This is a genomic window from Streptomyces sp. NPDC017095, assembly GCF_044332325.1.
Lineage (GTDB): Bacteria > Actinomycetota > Actinomycetes > Streptomycetales > Streptomycetaceae > Streptomyces.
On record NZ_JBIROU010000010.1, the window covers coordinates 56,102 to 75,012 of the forward strand.

The 18,911-nt window shown below is 71.9% G+C and carries 18 protein-coding genes, 1 pseudogene and 1 riboswitch; of the genes and pseudogenes, 15 read left to right on the plus strand and 4 right to left on the minus strand.

The annotated features are described in order from the left end of the window. Window positions 1–11 precede the first annotated feature (11 nt). Together gcvH and gcvT are read right to left on the minus strand one after the other, a co-directional pair. Window positions 12–389, minus strand: coding sequence for a glycine cleavage system protein GcvH (gcvH, locus tag ACH4OA_RS21110; RefSeq protein WP_397970156.1), 378 nt, complete (start codon window positions 387–389; stop codon window positions 12–14). Window positions 390–518: 129 nt separating this feature from the next. Beyond that, window positions 519–1,637 (minus strand): glycine cleavage system aminomethyltransferase GcvT, encoded by a 1,119-nt coding sequence (gene gcvT / locus ACH4OA_RS21115; RefSeq protein WP_397970158.1) that lies wholly within the window; start codon window positions 1,635–1,637, stop codon window positions 519–521. Between the two features lie 156 nt (window positions 1,638–1,793). Further along, window positions 1,794–1,895: riboswitch (glycine riboswitch) on the minus strand. A 173-nt stretch (window positions 1,896–2,068) separates the two neighbouring features. On the opposite strand from gcvT, the gene ACH4OA_RS21120 reads away from it, so the two are divergent. From ACH4OA_RS21120 to ACH4OA_RS21170, 11 genes are all read left to right on the plus strand, one after another. Further along, the gene (locus ACH4OA_RS21120) at window positions 2,069–2,743 is read left to right on the plus strand and encodes an AAA family ATPase (RefSeq protein WP_397943065.1); all 675 of its coding nucleotides are present in this window, start codon (window positions 2,069–2,071) and stop codon (window positions 2,741–2,743) included. A gap of 66 nt (window positions 2,744–2,809) precedes the next feature. Further along, complete coding sequence (locus tag ACH4OA_RS21125; protein ID WP_397942974.1) at window positions 2,810–3,601, plus strand: enhanced serine sensitivity protein SseB; 792 nt, start codon at window positions 2,810–2,812, stop codon at window positions 3,599–3,601. 175 nt (window positions 3,602–3,776) lie between these two features. After that, window positions 3,777–4,547 carry an enhanced serine sensitivity protein SseB C-terminal domain-containing protein gene (locus tag ACH4OA_RS21130; protein ID WP_397943067.1) on the plus strand — a complete coding sequence of 257 codons (771 nt, stop codon included), beginning with the start codon at window positions 3,777–3,779 and terminating at the stop codon, window positions 4,545–4,547. A gap of 351 nt (window positions 4,548–4,898) precedes the next feature. Beyond that, entirely contained in the window at window positions 4,899–5,897 is a 999-nt protein-coding gene (locus ACH4OA_RS21135; RefSeq protein WP_365874799.1) for an ABC transporter permease, read from the plus strand. A gap of 34 nt (window positions 5,898–5,931) precedes the next feature. Beyond that, a complete protein-coding gene (locus ACH4OA_RS21140) occupies window positions 5,932–7,698 on the plus strand; it encodes an ABC transporter substrate-binding protein (protein ID WP_397970159.1) in 1,767 nt (588 codons plus the stop codon). A 72-nt stretch (window positions 7,699–7,770) separates the two neighbouring features. Further along, entirely contained in the window at window positions 7,771–8,778 is a 1,008-nt protein-coding gene (locus tag ACH4OA_RS21145) for an ABC transporter permease (protein ID WP_397942978.1), read from the plus strand. Next, a complete protein-coding gene (locus tag ACH4OA_RS21150) occupies window positions 8,775–9,869 on the plus strand; it encodes an ABC transporter ATP-binding protein (RefSeq protein ID WP_365874793.1) in 1,095 nt (364 codons plus the stop codon). The genes ACH4OA_RS21145 and ACH4OA_RS21150 overlap by 4 nt, the downstream gene beginning before the upstream one ends. Beyond that, the gene (locus tag ACH4OA_RS21155; protein ID WP_397970161.1) at window positions 9,866–11,776 is read left to right on the plus strand and encodes a dipeptide ABC transporter ATP-binding protein; all 1,911 of its coding nucleotides are present in this window, start codon (window positions 9,866–9,868) and stop codon (window positions 11,774–11,776) included. Before ACH4OA_RS21150 ends, ACH4OA_RS21155 begins: the two co-directional genes overlap by 4 nt. A 98-nt stretch (window positions 11,777–11,874) precedes the next feature. After that, window positions 11,875–13,266, plus strand: coding sequence for a M1 family metallopeptidase (locus ACH4OA_RS21160; protein ID WP_397970163.1), 1,392 nt, complete (start codon window positions 11,875–11,877; stop codon window positions 13,264–13,266). Between the two features lie 47 nt (window positions 13,267–13,313). Further along, window positions 13,314–13,973: a trimeric intracellular cation channel family protein gene (locus ACH4OA_RS21165; RefSeq protein ID WP_365874789.1), complete on the plus strand. Its 660-nt coding sequence runs from the start codon at window positions 13,314–13,316 to the stop codon at window positions 13,971–13,973. Window positions 13,974–14,035: 62 nt separating this feature from the next. Further along, window positions 14,036–14,896 (plus strand): thioesterase family protein, encoded by an 861-nt coding sequence (locus ACH4OA_RS21170; protein WP_365874787.1) that lies wholly within the window; start codon window positions 14,036–14,038, stop codon window positions 14,894–14,896. A 107-nt stretch (window positions 14,897–15,003) separates the two neighbouring features. Here ACH4OA_RS21170 and ACH4OA_RS21175 read toward each other — a convergent pair whose 3' ends face one another. Beyond that, the gene (locus tag ACH4OA_RS21175) at window positions 15,004–15,630 is read right to left on the minus strand and encodes a TetR family transcriptional regulator (RefSeq protein ID WP_397942984.1); all 627 of its coding nucleotides are present in this window, start codon (window positions 15,628–15,630) and stop codon (window positions 15,004–15,006) included. Between the two features lie 162 nt (window positions 15,631–15,792). Here ACH4OA_RS21175 and ACH4OA_RS21180 point away from each other — a divergent pair, with 162 nt between their 5' ends. The 4 genes and pseudogenes from ACH4OA_RS21180 to ACH4OA_RS21195 all read left to right on the plus strand — a co-directional run. Further along, a complete protein-coding gene (locus tag ACH4OA_RS21180) occupies window positions 15,793–15,960 on the plus strand; it encodes a hypothetical protein (RefSeq protein ID WP_365879373.1) in 168 nt (55 codons plus the stop codon). 32 nt (window positions 15,961–15,992) lie between these two features. Then, window positions 15,993–16,283 (plus strand): DUF4190 domain-containing protein, encoded by a 291-nt coding sequence (locus tag ACH4OA_RS21185; RefSeq protein ID WP_365879371.1) that lies wholly within the window; start codon window positions 15,993–15,995, stop codon window positions 16,281–16,283. Between the two features lie 53 nt (window positions 16,284–16,336). After that, the gene (locus ACH4OA_RS21190; RefSeq protein ID WP_397970165.1) at window positions 16,337–17,506 is read left to right on the plus strand and encodes a cysteine desulfurase family protein; all 1,170 of its coding nucleotides are present in this window, start codon (window positions 16,337–16,339) and stop codon (window positions 17,504–17,506) included. A gap of 186 nt (window positions 17,507–17,692) precedes the next feature. Continuing rightward, window positions 17,693–17,812, plus strand: a pseudogene (locus ACH4OA_RS21195) (cysteine desulfurase NifS); the annotation flags it as partial. Between the two features lie 371 nt (window positions 17,813–18,183). Here the strand turns inward: ACH4OA_RS21195 and ACH4OA_RS21200 are convergent. Next, window positions 18,184–18,876 carry an N-acetylmuramoyl-L-alanine amidase gene (locus ACH4OA_RS21200; RefSeq protein WP_397948794.1) on the minus strand — a complete coding sequence of 231 codons (693 nt, stop codon included), beginning with the start codon at window positions 18,874–18,876 and terminating at the stop codon, window positions 18,184–18,186. Between the last annotated feature and the right edge of the window lie 35 nt (window positions 18,877–18,911).

Below are 18,911 nucleotides of genomic sequence, written 5' to 3' on the forward strand. Positions count from 1 at the left end.
GCTACGACTCCTCAGCCGGCGGTGAAGGCGGTGTACTCGTCCGCGGAGAGCAGCTCGGCCGGCTCGTCCGTGATGCGTACCTTGAACAGCCAGCCGCCCTCGAAGGGCACGGAGTTCACCAGCGACGGGTCGTTGACGACGTCCTCGTTGACCTCGGTGACCTCACCGGTGACCGGCGAGTACAGATCGGAGACCGACTTCGTCGACTCCAGCTCGCCGCAGGTCTCGCCCGCGGACACGGTGGAGCCGGCCTCGGGGAGCTGGACGAAGACGACATCGCCGAGCGCGTTGGCCGCGTGCTCCGTGATGCCGACCGTCGCGACGCCGTCCGCGGTGGCCGACAGCCACTCGTGCTCCTTGCTGTAGCGCAGCTGCTGGGGGTTGCTCATGGCCTGAATTCTCCTGTACGCGCGGGAGTGATGGTGACGGGGGACTACGGAAACCGCTGGTGGGCGGGTGAATGTGCGCAGGCTCACGCGACGGCGCGGGACCGGGGTCCCACGGCCGTGGCCGGCCGGTTACTTCCGGCGCTTGTAGAACGGCAGCGCCACGACCTGGTACGGCTCGTGGGTGCCCCGGATGTCCACGCCGACGCCCTCGGTGCCCGGGGCGGCGTGCGCCGCGTCGACGTAGGCCATGGCGATCGGCTTGCCCAGGGTGGGGGAGGGGGCGCCGGAGGTGACCTCGCCGATCACCTCGCCGCCGGCCACGACGGCGTACCCGGCGCGCGGCACCCGGCGGCCCTCGGCGGCCAGGCCGACCAGCACCCGCGGCGGGTTCTCCTCGGCCCGGACGGCGGCCCGCTCCAGCGCCGCGCGGCCCACGAAGTCGCCCTCCTTCTCGAACTTCACCACCCGGCCGAGGCCGGCGTCGAAGGGGGTCAGGGAGGTGGTCAGCTCGTGCCCGTACAGCGGCATGCCGGCCTCCAGGCGCAGCGTGTCCCGGCAGGACAGCCCGCACGGGACCAGCCCGGCGCCCTCGCCGGCCTTGGTCAGCGCCTGCCACAGCTCCACGGCGTGCTCCGGCCGCACGAACAGCTCGAAGCCGTCCTCGCCGGTGTAGCCGGTGCGGGCGATCAGCGCCGGGACGCCCGCGACCGTGCCGGGCAGGCCGGCGTAGTACTTCAGGCCGTCCAGGTCGGCGTCGGTCAGGGACTTCAGGATGCCGGGGGACTCCGGGCCCTGGACGGCGAGCAGCGCGTAGGCGTCCCGGTCGTCGCGGACCTCGGCGGCGAAGCCGGCCGCGCGCTCGGTGAGCGCGTCCAGCACCACCTGGGCGTTGGAGGCGTTGGCCACGACCAGGTACTCGGTCTCGGCCAGCCGGTAGACGATCAGGTCGTCCAGGATGCCGCCGTCGTCCTGGCAGATCATGGTGTAGCGGGCGCGGCCGGCCCCCACGGTGGCGATGTTGCCGACCAGCGCGTGGTTCAGGAACGCGGCGGCCTCGGCTCCGGTGACGGTGATCTCGCCCATGTGGGAGAGGTCGAACAGACCGGCCCGGGTCCGCACGGCCAGGTGCTCGTCGCGCTCGGAGCCGTAGCGCAGGGGCATGTCCCAGCCGGCGAAGTCGGTCATCGTCGCGCCCAGCGAGCGGTGCACGGCGTCGAGCGCGGTGTGACGGAGTTCGGTACTGCTCATCGGTCGGTCGTCTCCCAGGCAGAAGGGACGGGCGAGGAACGTTCCTCCCCATCTGTCATCGGAACCTGAGAGGTTCGCCTGGACCGCCACGGGGACGGTCACGGCTTGCACCTTGGGTGGGACCGCCGGATACGGCGGCCCGCTTTTCAGATGTGCCTCGCCCGCGCGGTAACGGGGCCTGAGAGATTCAAGGGAGGGACTTGCTCCTTCGGCGTCCCAGGGGCCCGGGGGGCCTGGGAACTCTCCCGCGCGGATTCAAACGGCCGGTATGCAGTTGGCGGGCTCATCATTGCACGCCGCACCCCGGCCAGCCAGAGCCCACTGATCGTGACCGGTCCGTGGCCGTACGCGCACACATCGCGGACCGTTGCCCATTACCTTCTCTTTACATACAACGGGCATGGAGACCACCGAGCCCACTGGGGAGGACGATCAGGGTGCACAGGACCTCGGCCCACACCGCCCACGCCGGCCTGACGATGCCGGCGCAGCCCTCCGCCGCGGCCCGGGGACGCGGCGCCGGCCGTCCCGCGCCGGCCGTCCGCGATCTGCGCGACCGCGCGGGCCGCAGCCCGCACGCCCTGCTCTTCGGCCCCCGCGACCTGGTCGTGGTCACCGGCCTGCCCGGCAGCGGCAAGTCCACCCTGATGCACCGCGCGGTCGCCGGCCCCCGCGTCGACTCCCAGGACACCCGCGACCGCTGGGCCGCCCGCGTCCCCGGCCTGCTGCCCTACGCCCTGTACCGCCCGCTGGTCCGCCTCGCCCACTACGCCGCGCTGCGCCGGGCCCTGCGCGACGGCGGGGGAGTCGTCGTGCACGACTGCGGCACCCAGCCCTGGGTGCGCGCCTGGCTGGCCCGCGCGGCCCGGCGCCGGGGCGGCACCCTGCACCTGCTCCTGCTCGACGTCAGCCCCGGCACCGCCCGGCAGGGCCAGCGCGAGCGCGGCCGGGGCGTCTCCCGCTACGCCTTCCGCCGTCACCGCCGGGCCACCGCCCGGCTGCTGCGCGCGGCGGAGCGGGGCGAACTGCCCGACGGCTGCGGCACGGCCGTGCTGCTGGACCGGGACGCGGCGGACGTCCTGGGCCGGGTGGGCTTCGCCCGGTGAGGGACTGTCACCGCCACCCGCTAGCCTTCTCGCACACGACAGCGGTTCCCAGCAGGCGGTAGGCACATGGACTTCCCGGCGGACCTTCCCGCGGACTTCCCGGCACAGGCACACCCCCAGCCGCACGGCGGCTGGCCCGGCAACGAGCTGGAGGAGGTGCTGTCGGCGTCCCTCGGCGTCCCCACGGCGGGCGGCCGGATCATCGAGGTCCTCGGCCGCAGCCTGCTGTGGGTCCCGCTGCCCGGCGGCGGCGGCCCGGACAGCGTCCCGCTGGACCTGCCGACGCTGGACCTCGGCGGCCAGGCGTACGTCCCGGTGTTCAGCTCCGAGGAACAACTGCGCCAGGTGGCCGGTCCCCACATGGCGTACACCATCGCCCCGGCGGTGGAGTTCGCCCGCGGCCTGCCCGCGCAGGTCGGCATCGCCGTCAACCCCGAGGGCGTGGTGGGCATACCGCTGCCGCCCGCGGCCGTGGCCGAGCTGTGCCGGGCGGGCCGCACCCCGCTCGACGGCCCCGGCACCGGCGGCCGGGTCCGCCTCTTCGAGCCGGACTGGCAGGACGACCCGGTCGACTTCCTCGCCGCCGCCTCCGCCGAGTTCGACACCACCGGCGTGGTGCTCACCGCCCGCCGCTGCCTCGCCGTCGTCGAGACGGGCGAGCCGGTGATGTTCGTGGGCGTGGAACTCTCCCAGTGGGAGGGCGACCTGCGCGCCCGCCCCCTGGAGGCCCTCGGCCGGGCCCTCGGCCGGGTCCCGGTCACCTGGCCGGTCAACCTCGTCCTCCTGGACGTCACCGACGACCCGGTGGCCACCTGGCTGAAGGCCAACGTGCACCCCTTCTACCGGAACGGCCACTGAACCGGGCCCTCCACGGGGGCGCGGGGCACGCGCGAGAACCCCGCCACCCACCCGCACCGGCGCGCGACGCCACGGGCCCGGCGCTGCCGGGCGCATAAGCTGTGCTCACACGCCGGGTCATGAAGAAGAAGGGGCACACCAGGTGAGCGCGAGCCACAGCGGCGGCGTCGAGCACATGCTGCGCCAGGTCACGCCCGGACGCTACGACGCCTACGAGGCCCTGCTGCGCGCCCTCGCCATCCCCTCCGCCGGCCAGATCTGGATGCTGCTGTGGCACGGCCAGGCCGGCTCCCCGGACGCCCAGTACGGGACGATGGAGGTGGAGGGCTTCCCCTACGCCCCCTGTGTGACCTCCGCCCAGGAACTGTCGGCCAGCGGCTGGAACCGTTCCTACGAGGTGGCCGACGGCCTGGACGTGGCCCGCACCCTCTACCCCGACCACTACGGCCTCTGGCTCAACCCGCACGCCCCGGGCGGCGGCGTCGGCATCCCCTGGCTGGATCTGCGCCGCATCGCCACCGGTCTGGACCGCCAGCCCGCCGGGCCGCTGCGGCTGTCGGAACCCGGCATCGAGATCCCGCAGTTCTACGCGCTGCTCGCGCAGAACGCGCACCGCACCCCCGCGCTGCGCTCGCTGCGCCGCGCCTGGGTGCAGCCCGCGCTCGGCGCGCCGTACCTCGCCATCGGCCTGGAGGTGTACGACGCCTCGCCCGCCGCGGTGGACTCGGTGCGGGCGATGATGCAGCAGTCCGTCGGCGCGGTCCCGGAGGGGCTGCCGGTGTCGACGGTCGCGATGAGCGACGACTACGACCCGGTGGTGATGTGGATGCGGGCCAACGCGCGCCCCTTCTACGACCGCGAGGCGCATGCCCCCGCGCCCCACCCGCAGCTCCAGGCCCCGCCGTCCGCCGGCTACGGCTACCCGCCGGTCCACGGCGGCTACTGAGCAGCCGGCCCGCGTGCCGGGCCTCTTGGCACGCAGTGCATGATGGACCGGACGGGCGGCTCTCTGCGCGCGTAGACATCCGCCATACGTCCCGAACCGCGCCGAATCGGCGTTCTGTCCCAACTGGCCCGCGTCCGAGGGCCGTTACCCACTGTTCGGATAACGGAATCCCCCGCACTGCATCACGGTTGCGCATACTTTCTCCGTCAGCTCTGGCGGGTGATCGCAACGACGCTGAAGACTCCCGGATCAGACACGAGGCCGAAGGCCCTGTGATCGATGGCAAGTCGACAAAGCCGCAATCCGCGGCAGGCGCAGGCCGGTCACCACCGGCGAGAGGGGTCGCTCACCGTGACCGCACCGATCGAGACCACCGGAGCGGCAGCCGAGGTGCAGCCGGAGGCTGTGCTGGCGGGTGCCGGAAAGGGGCAGATCGAGGGTCGTTCCCTGGGCCAGATCGCCTGGACCCGGTTCAAGAAGGACAAGGTGGCCGTCGCGGGCGGCGTCATCGTGATCCTGCTGATCCTCCTCGCACTCCTCGCGCGCCCCCTCCAGGCCCTCTTCGGGCTCGACCCCAACGACTTCCACCAGGACCTGATCGACGCCAACACCTCGCTGCCCACGGGCAGTCTGGGCGGCATCAGCGCGGACCACCCGCTCGGCGTGGACCCCAAGTTCGGCCGCGACATCGCCACCCGGATCCTGGAGGGCTCCTGGGTGTCGCTGGTGGTCGCCTTCGGCGCCACGGTCCTGTCCAACGTGATCGGCGCCGTGATGGGCGTCGTCGCGGGCTACTACGGCGGACGGGTGGACGCGGTCATCAGCCGGATGATGGACACGTTCCTCGCCTTCCCCCTCCTGCTGTTCGCCATCTCCATCTCCGCCACGCTCCAGGGCGGCGCGTTCGGCCTGAGCGGGCTGCCGCTCCACCTGAGCGTGCTGATCTTCGTCATCGGCTTCTTCAACTGGCCGTACCTGGGCCGGATCGTGCGCGGCCAGACCCTCGCCCTGCGCGAGCGCGAGTTCGTCGACGCCTCCCGCGGCATGGGCGCCAAGGCCCCGTACATCCTGTTCCGGGAGCTGATGCCCAACCTGGTCGGCCCGATCATCGTCTACTCGACGCTGCTCATCCCGACCAACATCCTCTTCGAGGCGTCCCTGAGCTTCCTCGGCGTGGGCATCCAGCCCCCGCAGGCGTCCTGGGGCGGCATGCTCCGCGAGGCGGTCACCTTCTACCAGGTCGACCCCATGTTCATGATCGTCCCTGGTCTCGCCATCTTCGTGACCGTCCTCGCCTTCAACCTGCTCGGCGACGGACTCCGCGATGCACTCGACCCGCGCAGCCGCTGACGACGGCCGCCGAAGAGCCCGTAAGTTTCCAACAATGGAGGGGAAAGCGCCCATCATGCGAAGGTCAGCGCTGGCCGCGATCGCGGCCATCGGCTCCGCAAGCCTGCTTATTGCCGGCTGCAGCAAGGCCGATGACAACAAGAACGAGAACAAGTCGGCCGGGGCCAACGCCGCGACCAAGGGCGTCGTCAACGCGTCCGACAAGAAGGGCGGGACGCTCACCTACGAGCTGTCCGACGTCCCGGACTCGTTCGACCCGGGCAACACGTACTACGCCTACATGTACAACCTCAGCCGGCTGTGGGCCCGCCCGCTGATGACCTTCAAGCCCGGCGCCGGCGAGGAGGGCAACACCCTCGTCCCGGACCTCGCCGCGAGCAAGGGCCAGCCGAGCGACGGCGGCAAGACCTGGACGTACAAGCTGCGTGCGGGCCTGAAGTACGAGGACGGCTCGCCGATCACCTCGAAGGACGTCAAGTACGCCGTCGAGCGCTCCAACTTCGCGCGTGACGTGCTCTCCCTCGGCCCGAACTACTTCCAGCAGTTCCTGGCCGGCGGCGACAAGTACAAGGGTCCGTACAAGGACAAGAGCGCCAAGGGCCTGTCCTCCATCGAGACGCCGGACGCCACCACCGTCGTCTTCCACCTGAAGCAGGCCTTCCAGGAGTTCGACTACCTGGTCGCGGCCCCGCAGACGGCTCCGGTGCCGCAGGCCAAGGACACCGGCGTCGACTACGTCAAGCACATCGTCTCCTCGGGCTCGTACAAGTTCCAGAGCTACCAGGAGGGCCAGCAGGCCGTCCTGGTCCGCAACGAGAACTGGGACGCGAAGACGGACCCGCTGCGCAAGCAGCTCCCGGACAAGATCGTCGTCCGGCTGAAGGTCAACCCGGAGACGATCGACAAGGACGTCCTCGCGGGCAACGCCATCGACCTCGGCGGCACGGGTGTCCAGGCCTCGACCCAGGCCCAGGTCATCACCGACGCCGCGAAGAAGGCCAACACCGACAACACCTACGGTGGCCGCCTGGTCTACCTGGCGATCAACACCACGGTCGCGCCGTTCGACAAGGTCGAGTGCCGCAAGGCCGTGCAGTACGCCATCGACAAGGTCTCGGTGCAGACCGCCGAGGGCGGCCCGATCCGCGGTGAGATCGCCTCCACCGTGCTGCCGCCGGACATCCCGGGCTACGCCGAGTCCGACGTCTACGCCAGCAAGGACAGCAAGGGCGACGCCGCCAAGGCCAAGCAGCTGCTGAAGGACTGCGGCAAGACCTCGATCAACACGAACATCTCGGCCCGTTCGGACCGTCCGCAGGAGATCGACGCGGCCACGGCGATCATCGCCTCGCTGAAGAAGGTCGGCATCAACGCCAGCCTGAAGCAGTTCCCGTCCGGCAAGTACTTCACCGACTACGCGGGTGTCCCGAAGTTCACGCGCAAGCAGAACATCGGCCTGCACATGATGCAGTGGGGTGCCGACTGGCCCTCCGGCTACGGCTTCCTCCAGCAGATCCTGAACGGCAAGGCGATCAGCCAGTCGGGCAGCACCAACCTGTCGCAGTACGACAACAAGGACGTCAACGAGCTGCTGGGCAAGGCGATCGGCACCGAGGACGACACCGAGCGCAACAGCCTCTACACGCAGATCGACAAGAAGACCATGGACGACTCCGTCCTCGTCCCGCTGACCTACTTCAAGGTCCTGCTGGCCCGACCGCAGAACTACACCAACCTGGTCTCCACGGCGGCCTTCAGCGGTCAGTACGACTACCTCAACATCGGCGTCGAGTCGAAGTAGCAGCCCCGGAAGGCAGGTGAAGGCATTGGTGCCCGCGGGCTTCGCGGCCCGCGGGCACCAGCGCCGATCCCCGTGATCTCGTACATCCTCCGCCGGACGTTCGCGGCAGTGATCCTGCTGCTGGTCGTCTCCGCGGTCACCTTTGCCATCTTCTTCCTGCTGCCACGGCTCGCCGGCCAGACAGCGGACCAGCTGGCGCAGCAGTACATCGGCAAGAGCCCGTCGAAGGCGGACATCGCCGCGGTCAAGCACAACCTCGGTCTGGACCAGCCCGTCTACGTCCAGTACTGGGACTTCATCAAGGGGATCGTGGCCGGCGCCGACTACAACCTCGGGCCCACGACGGTGCACTGCGACGTGCCGTGCTTCGGTTACTCCTTCAAGGACCACGTCGCGGTCTGGCCGCAGCTCACCTCGCGCATTCCGATCACCCTCTCGCTGGCCGCCGGGGCCGCCGTGCTGTGGCTCGTCTCGGGTGTGGCCATCGGTGTCGTCTCCGCGCTGAAGCCGCGCTCCTTCTTCGACCGCACCTTCATGGGCGTCGCGCTCGCCGGTGTCTCGCTGCCCATGTTCTTCACGGGGAACCTGGCGATCCTGCTCTTCGTCTTCAAGTGGCCGATCTTCGGACGCGACTACGTCCCGTTCACCGAGAACCCCGAGCAGTGGGCCAACACTCTCTTCCCGGCCTGGTGTTCGCTGGCCCTGCTGTACTCCGCCATCTACGCGCGGCTCACCCGCTCGGGCATGCTGGAGACGATGAACGAGGACTTCATCCGCACGGCCCGCGCCAAGGGCCTGCACGAGCGCAAGGTCGTCATCCGGCACGGTCTGCGCGCCGCCCTCACCCCGATCATCACCGTGTTCGGCATGGACCTCGGGCTGCTGCTCGGCGGCGCGGTGATCACCGAGAGCGTCTTCTCACTGGACGGCATCGGCCGGTACGCGGTGCAGGGCATCACCGACAACGACCTGCCCAAGATCCTCGGCGTGACCCTGCTCGCCGCCTTCTTCGTCGTGATCGCAAATCTTGTGGTGGACGTGCTCTACGCCGCCGCCGACCCGCGGGTGAGGCTCTCGTGACCGAACTCTCCAAGACCGGCGCCGCGGTGGGCGAGCGCACCGAGCCCGGCAAGGCACCCGACGCCTTCCTGGAGGTCCGCGACCTCAAGGTGCACTTCCCGACCGACGACGGCGTGGTCAAGTCCGTGGACGGGCTCAGCTTCTCGCTGGAGAAGGGCAGCACCCTCGCCATCGTGGGCGAGTCCGGCTCCGGCAAGTCGGTGACCTCGCTGGCCGTCATGGGCCTGCACCGGCTCGGCCCGCGCGGCAAGAACGTGCGGATGTCCGGCGAGATCTGGCTGGACGGCAAGGAACTGGTCTCCGCCGACCCGGACGAGGTGCGCAAGCTGCGCGGCCGGGAGATGGCGATGATCTTCCAGGACCCGCTGTCCGCGATGCACCCGTACTACAAGGTCGGCGACCAGATCGTCGAGGCGTACCGGGTCCACCACGACGTCAGCAGGAAGGCGGCCCGCACCCGGGCCATCGAGATGCTGGACCGGGTCGGCATCCCCGAGCCCGCCAAGCGCGTCGACGGCTATCCGCACGAGTTCTCCGGCGGTATGCGCCAGCGCGCCATGATCGCGATGGCGCTGGTCAACAACCCCGAGCTGCTGATCGCGGACGAGCCGACCACCGCCCTCGACGTGACCGTCCAGGCGCAGATCCTCGACCTGATCCGGGACCTGCAGAAGGAGTTCGGCTCCGCGGTCATCATGATCACCCACGACCTCGGCGTGGTCGCCGAGATCGCCGACGACGTCCTCGTGATGTACGGCGGCCGGTGCGTGGAGCGAGGCCCGGCCGACGAGGTCTTCGAGCAGCCGCAGCACCCCTACACCTGGGGCCTGCTCGGCTCGATGCCCCGCATCGACCGCGAGACCTCCGAACGGCTCATCCCGGTCAAGGGCTCGCCGCCGAGCCTCATCAACGTCCCCTCGGGCTGTGCCTTCCACCCGCGCTGCCCGTACGCGGACATCCCGAAGGGGAACGTCACCCGCACGGTGCGCCCCGAGCTGGAGCTGGTGGGCACCGGGCACTGGTCCGCCTGCCACCTCCCGGCCGAGGACCGCCAGCGGATCTGGACCGAAGAGATTGCGCCGAAGCTGTGAGTGAGACCAAGAAGACGGACACTGCCGCCGACGCCGCGGTCCCGCAGCAGGCGACGGCCCCCGAGGACGCCCCGGCACGGCGCGAGGAGCGGGAGGTGCTGCTCAAGGTCGAGGGCCTGACCAAGCACTTCCCGATCAAGAAGGGCATCCTGCAGCGCCAGGTCGGCGCGGTGAAGGCCGTCGACGGCATCGACTTCGAGGTGCGCCGGGGCGAGACCCTGGGCGTGGTCGGCGAGTCGGGCTGCGGCAAGTCGACCATGGGCCGGGTCATCACCCGGCTCCAGGACCCGACCGACGGCCGGATCACCTTCGAGGGGCGGGACATCACGCGGCTGAGCGCCGCGCAGATGCGCCCGCTGCGCCGCGACATCCAGATGATCTTCCAGGACCCGTACGGCTCCCTGAACCCGCGCCACACCATCGGCTCGATCGTCTCGGCGCCCTTCCGGCTCCAGGGCGTGGAGCCCGAGGGCGGCGTGAAGAAGGAGGTCCAGGGGCTGCTGGAACTGGTCGGCCTCAGCCCGGAGCACTACAACCGCTACCCGCACGAGTTCTCCGGCGGCCAGCGCCAGCGCATCGGCATCGCCCGAGCGCTCGCCCTGAAGCCGAAGCTGGTCGTGGCGGACGAGCCGGTCTCCGCGCTGGACGTGTCGATCCAGGCGCAGGTCGTGAACCTCATGGACGACCTCCAGCAGGAGCTGGGCCTGACCTATGTGATCATCGCCCACGACCTCTCCGTCGTCCGGCACGTCTCGGACCGGATCGCGGTGATGTACCTCGGCAAGGTCGTGGAACTGGCCGACCGCACCTCGCTGTACGAGGCGCCGATGCACCCGTACACCAAGGCGCTGATGTCGGCGGTGCCGGTGCCGGACACCAGGCGCCGGGGCCGCAAGAGCGAGCGCATCCTGCTCCGTGGTGACGTGCCGTCGCCGATCGCACCGCCGTCCGGCTGCCGCTTCCACACCCGCTGCTGGAAGGCGACGCAGATCTGCCAGACGACCGAGCCGCAGCTCGTCGAGTTGCGGCCGGGCCAGCGGGTGGCCTGCCACCACCCCGAGAACTTCGCCGACCAGGCTCCGCAGGACACGGTCCTGCTGTCGGCGGCGAAGAAGGCGTCGGAACTGGTCCCGGACGCGGTCATCGCGGCCGGCGCCCCCGGGAAGGAACCGGCGGCGGAGAGCGGGGCGGCCGAGGACACGACGGCCGAGCAGACGGCGGCCGGGGAAACGGCCACGGAGGGGGCGGCTTCCGAGAAGCCCGCCGCCGACGAGACGGCGGCCAAGGCGGAGACCGTCGAGAAGCCCGCCGCCGAGGCGGAGGCCACCAAGGCGGGGGCCGCCGAGGAGACCGCTGCGAAGGCGGGGGCCGCCAAGGAGGCCGCTGTCGAGGCGGAAGCTGCCAAGACGGCGGCTGCCGAGGAGACCGCTGCGAGGGCGGCGACTGCGAAGACGGCGACTGCCAAGACGGCGGTTGCCGGAGCGGAGACGGCCACCGGGACCACGGCCGCCGACACGGAGGCCGCCGGCACGGCGAAGCCGGCCGCGAGCCCCGAGGCCTCTACGGAGACCGCGGGCGTCACTTCGAAGACCCCGGAGGGCGCCGCGGAAACCTCGAAGGCAACTTCGAAGACCCCGGCTGCCACTTCAGAGTCCCCGGAGGCCCCCGCAGCCACTCCGAAGACCCCCAAGGCGACCGCGAAGACCCCGGCGGCCACTTCGAAGACCCCCGAGGCCCCCTCCAAGGCTTCCGCCGGGTCCGAAGCCGCCGAGACCGCCGCGGATCCCGAAGCCGCCGCGGCCCTCGCGGCGGCGGACGCGTCCGAGGAGAAGACCGGTCCGGGCGCGAAGTCCACGACCGGGAAGCCCTCCGCCGGGACCGACTCCCAGGAGTCAACCGGCAAGTAGCACATGACGACTGAGCAAAGTCATGTACATGTCTGAACGGGAGAGTGCAGAGTCGTCCGTGTCCGGCCACTGATCGGCACGCTCGGAAGGGACGACCCATGGCACTCTCCCGTTCGGCACGTATCGCAGCCCTCGTCACCGCGGCGGCCTCCTTCCTCACCATCGCCGCCTCCGCCGCCCCCACCCAGGGCGCCCCCGGCATCGGCGATCCCTACTTCCCCCGGCTAGGCAACGGCGGCTTCGACGCCCGCCATTACGACCTGGACGTCTCCTACGCCCCGGACACCGGCCGCCTGGACGGCCGTACCACCCTCACCGCGCGCGCCACCCAGACCCTGTCCTCCTTCGACCTCGACCTCCAGAAGCTGGAGATCACCCGGGTCGAAGTCGACGGCAGACGCGCGGAGTTCACCCGGGACGGCGACGAGGTCACCGTCACCCCGCGCCACCCGCTGGCCGAGGGCCGCGACTTCACCGTCTCCGTCACCTACGGAGGCGTACCGGAGCCGCTCGGCGGACCCATCGTCTTCGGCTCGTCGTACGGCTGGATGAAGACCGCCGACGGCGTCTTCGTCGCCTGCGAGCCCAACGCCGCCTCCACCTGGTTCCCGTCCAGCGACCACCCCGCCGACAAGGCCACCTACGACATCCGGATCAAGGCGCCCCGGGGTCTGACCGCCGTCTCCAACGGCCGGCTGGTGTCGACGTACGACAAGGACGACTCCACCCACACGCACTGGCGCGAGTCCAGGCCGATGGCGTCCTACCTCGCCACCGCGACCATCGGGAAGTTCGACGTGCGCACCGGCCGCACGCCCGGCGGCATCCCGGTCTACGTCGCCATCGACCCCGTGCTGAAGGACGCCAACAGCGTCGACGTGTACGCCGTCACCGCCGCGGCCACCGACTACTGGTCGCAGGTCTTCGGGCCGTACCCGTTCGAGGAGACCGGCGCCATCGTCGACGACATGCCGCAGGCCGCGTTCTCGCTGGAGGTGCAGAGCAAGCCCGCCTACTCGGCCGTGCGCAGCGAGTCGACCATCGTGCACGAGCTGGCCCACCAGTGGTTCGGCGACTCGGTAAGCGTGGCCCAGTGGAAGGACATCTGGCTGAACGAGGGCTTCGCCACCTACGCCCAGTGGCTGTGGGCCGAGCACCAGGGCACCCGCTCCGCGCACGACTCCTTCCGCGCCGCCTACGACGCCCGGCCCGCCGACTCCGCCTTCTGGCAGATCAAGCCGGCCGACCCGCAGCGGGACACCATGTTCTCCTCCGCCGTCTACCAGCGCGGCGCGATGACGCTCCAGGCGCTGCGCGAGCGGATCGGCGACCCCGCCTTCTTCCGGCTGCTGCCCGCCTGGACCAGGCTGCACCGGTACGGCAACGCCGACACCGCCGGTTTCGTCCGGCTCGCGGAGCGGATCAGCGGCCGGCAGTTGGACGACCTGTTCGACACCTGGCTGTTCACGCCAGGGAAACCCGCCCTGTGAGCCCCACTTCGTAAGGCACGGGCACCCTGGCGGGTGAGAATGTCAGGGTGCAGCTCCAGCAACTCTTCAGTCCGTCCGTCCAGCACACGCTCGATGTGATCGGCATCTTCGTGTTCGCGATCTCCGGCGCCCTGCTGGCCGTCCGCAAGAACTTCGACGTCTTCGGCATCGCCGTGCTCGCCGAGGTGACCGCGCTGGGCGGCGGACTCTTCCGTGACCTGGTCATCGGAGCCGTGCCGCCCGCCGCCTTCACGGACCTCGGGTACTTCGTGACCCCGCTGCTCGCCACCCTCGTCGTCTTCTTCCTGCACCCGCACGTGGAGCGCATCCAGGCGGCGGTGCTGGTCTTCGACGCGGCCGGCCTCGGGCTGTTCTGCGTCAGCGGCACGACGAAGGCGTACGGCTACGGCCTCGGGCTGACCGCCTCGGCGGCGCTGGGCCTCGCCACCGCGGTCGGCGGCGGTGTGCTGCGGGACGTGCTGGCCAACGAGGTGCCCTCGCTGCTGCGCTGGGACCGCGACCTGTACGCGGTCCCGGCCATGGTGGGCGCCACGATGGTCGTGCTGTGCCTGCGCTACGACGCGCTCACCCCGCTCACCAGCGGGATCGCCGCCGTCACGGCCTTCGTGCTGCGGCTGCTCGCCATGCGGTTCCACTGGCGGGCGCCCCGGGCGTGGAACCGCCGTTCGACGGTGACCGAGGAGTAGCCGACATCTCGCTGAAACAGGGAAAGCTACCGCTTAGTAGTTCGCTGTTGTACCGTTCCCGCATGCCCGAAGCAGCTACCGTTCCCCATTCGCGGGCCGTGATCGGCGACAGCGAGTTCGACCGCGACACCATGGTCACCCGGCGCGAGCCCGGTGTCTACGACATCGACCTCTCGGCCGGCTGGACCATCATCAGCGCCGTCAACGGCGGCTATCTGCTGGCCGTGCTCGGCCGGGCCCTCGCGGACACCCTCCCGCATCCGGACCCGTTCACCATCTCCGCGCACTACCTGACCGCCTCCCGGCCCGGCCCGGCGGTCGTCCGCACCGAGACCGTCCGCGCCGGCCGGACCCTCTCCACCGGCCAGGCTTCGCTCTTCCAGTACGACGACGACGGCAACGAGGTCGAGCGCATCCGCGTCCTCGCCTCCTACGGCGACCTCGACGCCCTCCCCGACGACGTGCGCACCACCGCCACCCCGCCCGTGATCCCGCCGCTGGAGCGGTGCCTCGGCTCCGAGGACGGACCGGCCCCGGTCGAGGGCAGCTCCGCCATCGCCGACCGGCTGATGCTCAAGCTGGACCCCGCCACCCTCGGCTGGGCGCTCGGCAGCCCCTCCGGCAAGGGCGAGATGCGCGGCTGGTTCGGCCTCGCCGACGGCCGCGACGCCGACCCGCTCTCGCTGCTCCTCGCCGTGGACGCCCTGCCGCCCACCGCCTTCGAGATGGGCCTCAAGGGCTGGGTGCCGACCGTGGAACTCACCGTCCACGTCCGCCACCGCCCGGCCCCCGGCCCGCTGCGGATCTCGATCACCACCCGCAACCTGGCCGGCGGCTTCCTGGAGGAGGACGCGGAGGTCTGGGACAGCGACGACCGGCTGGTCGCACAGTCCCGCCAACTGGCCCGGGCCAAGCTGAGCTGACACCCCGACCACCCGCAAGGGCCGGCCCCTCGGGGGCCGGCCCTTACGCGATGCCGGGGCCGTCGCGTCGCGGGCTCCCGCGCGCAGACCCTCGCGCGGGATCGGTGTCAGTCCAGCCAGTGGGTGCGGCCCAGGGTGATGAGGCGCAGCCGGCGGGCGGCGAGCCGGGTCACCCGGTCCCGCTCCTCGGGCGCCTCCTGTGCCTCCAGGAACAGCGAGGCGGTGACGAGCATCTGGTCGACGTAGAGGTGCGCGAGCATCAGCAGGTCGTCGTCGCTCCAGCCGTCCGCCTCCGGGTCCTTGGCCAGCTCGTCCTTCACCTCCTCGGCGAACCGGTGCAGTTGGTCCCGGATGGCCTCGCGCACCGGCTGCACCCCGCCATGTCGTTCCCGGGCGATAAACCGGACATGCGCGGGGTACGCGTCTACATGACCGGCGATCAACTCGACGGCACGCGTGATGCGTTCCTCGCTGTCGCCGGCCGTGGTGGACACCGTCGTCCGCACCATCGGGTGCAGGCTGCCCAGCGCCTCGTCGACCAGGGCCACACCGAGGTCGGCGGTGGAGCGGAAGTGCCGGTAGAAGGCGGTCGGGGCGACCCCGACGGCCCGGGTGACCTCGCGCAGGCCCAGGCTGCTGAGGCTCTGCTCCTCCAGCAGGACGAGCGCCGCGTCGAGGAACGCCTGCCGGGTCTTCTGCTTCTGGGCCTGCCGGATGCCGAGGGTGTGACTCATGTCATCCAGTTAACAACTGTTCTCCGGAATTGAAAAGCCGCGGAAGGGGTTAGACTCAAAGTCAGTGAACAAGTGTTACCACAACTGTTCACCCAAACTTCACACCGGCTGGCGCTTCGCACCGGCTGACCACGAGGCACCCCGGAGGGGGGATCCGATCCCATGCTGTTCCTCGTCGCCGCGTTCATGCTGCTCGGAGTCGTGCTGGGCACCGTGGCCCACGCGCCGCTGACCGTCACCGCCGTCCTGGCCGCCGTGATCGCCGTCTGGCTCGGCGTGTTCGCGCTCCGCGAGCGCCACGGACGCCGCCGCGGCACCTCGGCCCACTGACCGCCGCACCAGGATCCCGGGAGCTGAGCACCATGCATCTGACCGCACCGGCCACCGGCCGCACCGACACCCGTCCCCGCGCCCGCACCCGGGGCCGTGACGCCGACGGCATGGCCGTGGCGTCCTTCGTCCTCGGCCTGCTCGGTCTGCTCGTCCTCAACCTCTTCCTCGGCCCGGTCGCCATCGTCCTGGCGCTGGCCGCCCTCTGGCGCGGCACGGCCCGCCGGGGCCGCGCCTACCTGGGCCTCGGCCTGGGCGTCGCCGACCTGATCGTCCTGGTGACGGCGATGGAGATCTCGGGCACGGTGTCCTGGAGCCTGTGACGCCCGCCGGCGGACGGGGCCCGCCGCGGGGGAGCCGTAGAATCGGGCTCACCATGGCTTACCTCGACCACGCCGCGACCACCCCGATGCTCCCGGAGGCGGCAGAGGCGTTCGCCGCCCGGCTGGGCATCACGGGCAACGCCTCCTCCCTGCACGCGTCCGGCCGGCAGGCCCGCCGCACGGTCGAGGAGTCCCGCGAGACCCTCGCGGAAGCCCTCGGCGCCCGCCCCAGCGAGGTCGTCTTCACCTCGGGCGGCACCGAGGCCGACAACCTGGCCGTCAAGGGCCTGTACTGGTCCCGCGTCGACGCCGACCCGGCCCGCACCCGGGTCCTCGCCAGCCCCGTGGAGCACCACGCCGTCCTGGACGCGGTGCACTGGCTCGGCGAGCACGAGGGCGCCACCGTCGAGTACCTCCCCGTCGACTCCCACGGCCGCGTCCACCCCGAGGCGCTGCGCGAGGCCATCGCCCGCAACCCCGACGACGTCGCCCTGGCCACCGTGATGTGGGCCAACAACGAGATCGGCACCGTCATGCCGGTCCGGGAACTGGCCGACGTGGCCGCCGAGTTCGGAGTCCCGCTGCACGCCGACGCGGTCCAGGCGTTCGGTCAGCTCCCGGTCGGCTTCGCGGCCTCGGGCCTGGCCGCCATGACCGTCTCCGGGCACAAGATCGGCGGTCCGTACGGCATCGGCGCCCTGCTCCTCGGCCGTGAGCACACGCCCGTGCCCGTCCTGCACGGCGGCGGCCAGGAGCGGCACGTCCGCTCCGGCACGCTGGACGTCCCGGCCGTCGCCGCCTTCGCCGTCGCCGGCCGGCTCGCCGCCGAGCGGCAGGAGTGGTTCGCCCGCGAGATCGGCGCCCTGCGCGACCGGCTCGTCGACGCCGTCCGCACGGCCGTGCCGGACGCGATCCTCGGCGGCGACCCGGCACCCGGCGGCCGGCTCCCGGCCAACGCCCACTTCACCTTTCCCGGCTGCGAGGGCGACTCCCTGCTGCTCCTGCTGGACGCCCAGGGCATCGAGTGCTCCACCGGCTCCGCCTGCACCGCGGGCGTCGCCCAGCCCAGCCACGTCCTCCTCGCCACCGGCACCGACCCGGACCTGGCCCGCGGCACCCTGCGCTTCTCCCTCGGCCACACCTCCACCGAGGCCGACGTCGAGGCGGTGGCCAAGGCCATAGCCCCAGCAGTCCAACGCGCCCGCGCGGCAGGCCTGACGTAGCCACCGGGAGCGCCCGGCCCTGGCCCGGCCCCAGGTCCGGCCCCGGCCCGGCCCCAGGTCCGGCCCCGGCCCGGCCTCCTGGCCCGGCCCCGGCCCGGCCTCCTGGCCCGGCCCCAGGTGCGGCCCTGGCCCGGCCTTCTGGTCCGGCCCCGGCCCGGCCTCCTGGCCTGGCTCCCGGCCCGGCCTCTGGCCCGCGGCACCCTCTGCTTCTCCCTCGGCCACACCCCCACCGAGGCCGACGTCGAGGCGGTGGCCAAGGCCATCGCCCCGGCGGTGCAACGCGCCCGCGCGGCGGGCCTGACGTAGCCGCCGGGAGCGCCCCGGCCCCCTGCTGCCCGGCCCCCTGTGGCCCGGCCCCTGTTTTGGTCTCTCGGCCCGGCCCCCAGGCCCGGCCCCTGGCCCCCCGGCCCGGCCCCCAGGCCCGGCCCCTGGCCCCCCGGCCCGGCCCCCTGGCCCGGCCCCCTGGCCCGGCCCCCTGGCCCGGCCCCCTGGCCCGGCCCCCTGGCCCGGCCCCCTGGCCCGGCCCCTGGCCCCCTGGCCCGGCCCCCTGGCCCGGCCCCCCGGTCCGGGCCCCCTGGCCCGGCCCCTGGCCCCCCGGCCCGGCCCCCTGGCCCGGCCCCCTGGCCCGGCCCCCCGGTCCGGCCCCCAGCCCCGGCCTCCCAGCCCGGCCCCCGGCCTCACCCCGCCGCAGGCGCCCCGGCGGGTGCGGCGTGGACCAAGCGCAGGTATCGGTTCCAGTCCCACAAGGGGCCCGGGTCCGTGTGGTCCGTGCCCGGTACCTCCGCGTGGCCGATGATGTGCTCCCGGTCCACCGGGATGCCGTAGCGTCCGCATATCGCGGCCGTCAGCCGGGCCGAGGCCGCGTACAGGGCGTCGGTGAAGGACGCGGGGTCCGTCACGAAGCCCTCGTGCTCGATGCCGACACTGCGTTCGTTGTACTCCCGGTTGCCCGCGTGGAAGGCCACGTCCAGCTCGCGGACCAGCTGGGTGATCCGCCCGTCCCGGCGCACGACGTAGTGCGCCGCCGCGCCGTGCGCCGGGTCCTGGAAGACCTTCACCGCCGACGCGTAACCGCCCTGGGTGACATGGACGACCACCCGGTCCACCGGGTAGTCGGCCGGCCGGTCCGCCAGGCGGTAGTTCGCCGCTGAGGCCGCCACCCAGCGCGCGCCCCGGAAGTCCACCGCGCCCGCCGTCCGCTGCCTGTCCACGCCGGGCAGCCGCCACCACAGCCGGCCCAGCTCCTCCCGGGCCAGCAGCGCCGTGCCCACGGCCACCGCGGCCCCGCCCACCAGCAGCGCGCGCCGGCCCGGCCGCCGGTCCCCGTCGCCCGCCGCCGTCCCCCTGCCCGTCCCCGAAGTCGCCCCCATGCCGGATCAACGGACAACCGGCGGACCAGGTTCCC

Excerpts from the sequence above, each read along its gene's own strand:
- gcvH (WP_397970156.1), bottom strand. The coding sequence starts at position 389 with ATGAGCAACCCCCAGCAGCTGCGCTACAGCAAGGAGCACGAGTGGCTG.
- gcvT (WP_397970158.1), bottom strand. The coding sequence starts at position 1,637 with ATGAGCAGTACCGAACTCCGTCACACCGCGCTCGACGCCGTGCACCGC.
- ACH4OA_RS21125 (WP_397942974.1), top strand. The coding sequence starts at position 2,810 with ATGGACTTCCCGGCGGACCTTCCCGCGGACTTCCCGGCACAGGCACAC.
- ACH4OA_RS21130 (WP_397943067.1), top strand. The coding sequence starts at position 3,777 with ATGCTGCGCCAGGTCACGCCCGGACGCTACGACGCCTACGAGGCCCTG.
- ACH4OA_RS21140 (WP_397970159.1), top strand. The coding sequence starts at position 5,932 with ATGGAGGGGAAAGCGCCCATCATGCGAAGGTCAGCGCTGGCCGCGATC.
- ACH4OA_RS21160 (WP_397970163.1), top strand. The coding sequence starts at position 11,875 with ATGGCACTCTCCCGTTCGGCACGTATCGCAGCCCTCGTCACCGCGGCG.
- ACH4OA_RS21170 (WP_365874787.1), top strand. The coding sequence starts at position 14,036 with ATGCCCGAAGCAGCTACCGTTCCCCATTCGCGGGCCGTGATCGGCGAC.
- ACH4OA_RS21175 (WP_397942984.1), bottom strand. The coding sequence starts at position 15,630 with ATGAGTCACACCCTCGGCATCCGGCAGGCCCAGAAGCAGAAGACCCGG.
- ACH4OA_RS21180 (WP_365879373.1), top strand. The coding sequence starts at position 15,793 with ATGCTGTTCCTCGTCGCCGCGTTCATGCTGCTCGGAGTCGTGCTGGGC.
- ACH4OA_RS21185 (WP_365879371.1), top strand. The coding sequence starts at position 15,993 with ATGCATCTGACCGCACCGGCCACCGGCCGCACCGACACCCGTCCCCGC.
- ACH4OA_RS21190 (WP_397970165.1), top strand. The coding sequence starts at position 16,337 with ATGGCTTACCTCGACCACGCCGCGACCACCCCGATGCTCCCGGAGGCG.
- ACH4OA_RS21200 (WP_397948794.1), bottom strand. The coding sequence starts at position 18,876 with ATGGGGGCGACTTCGGGGACGGGCAGGGGGACGGCGGCGGGCGACGGG.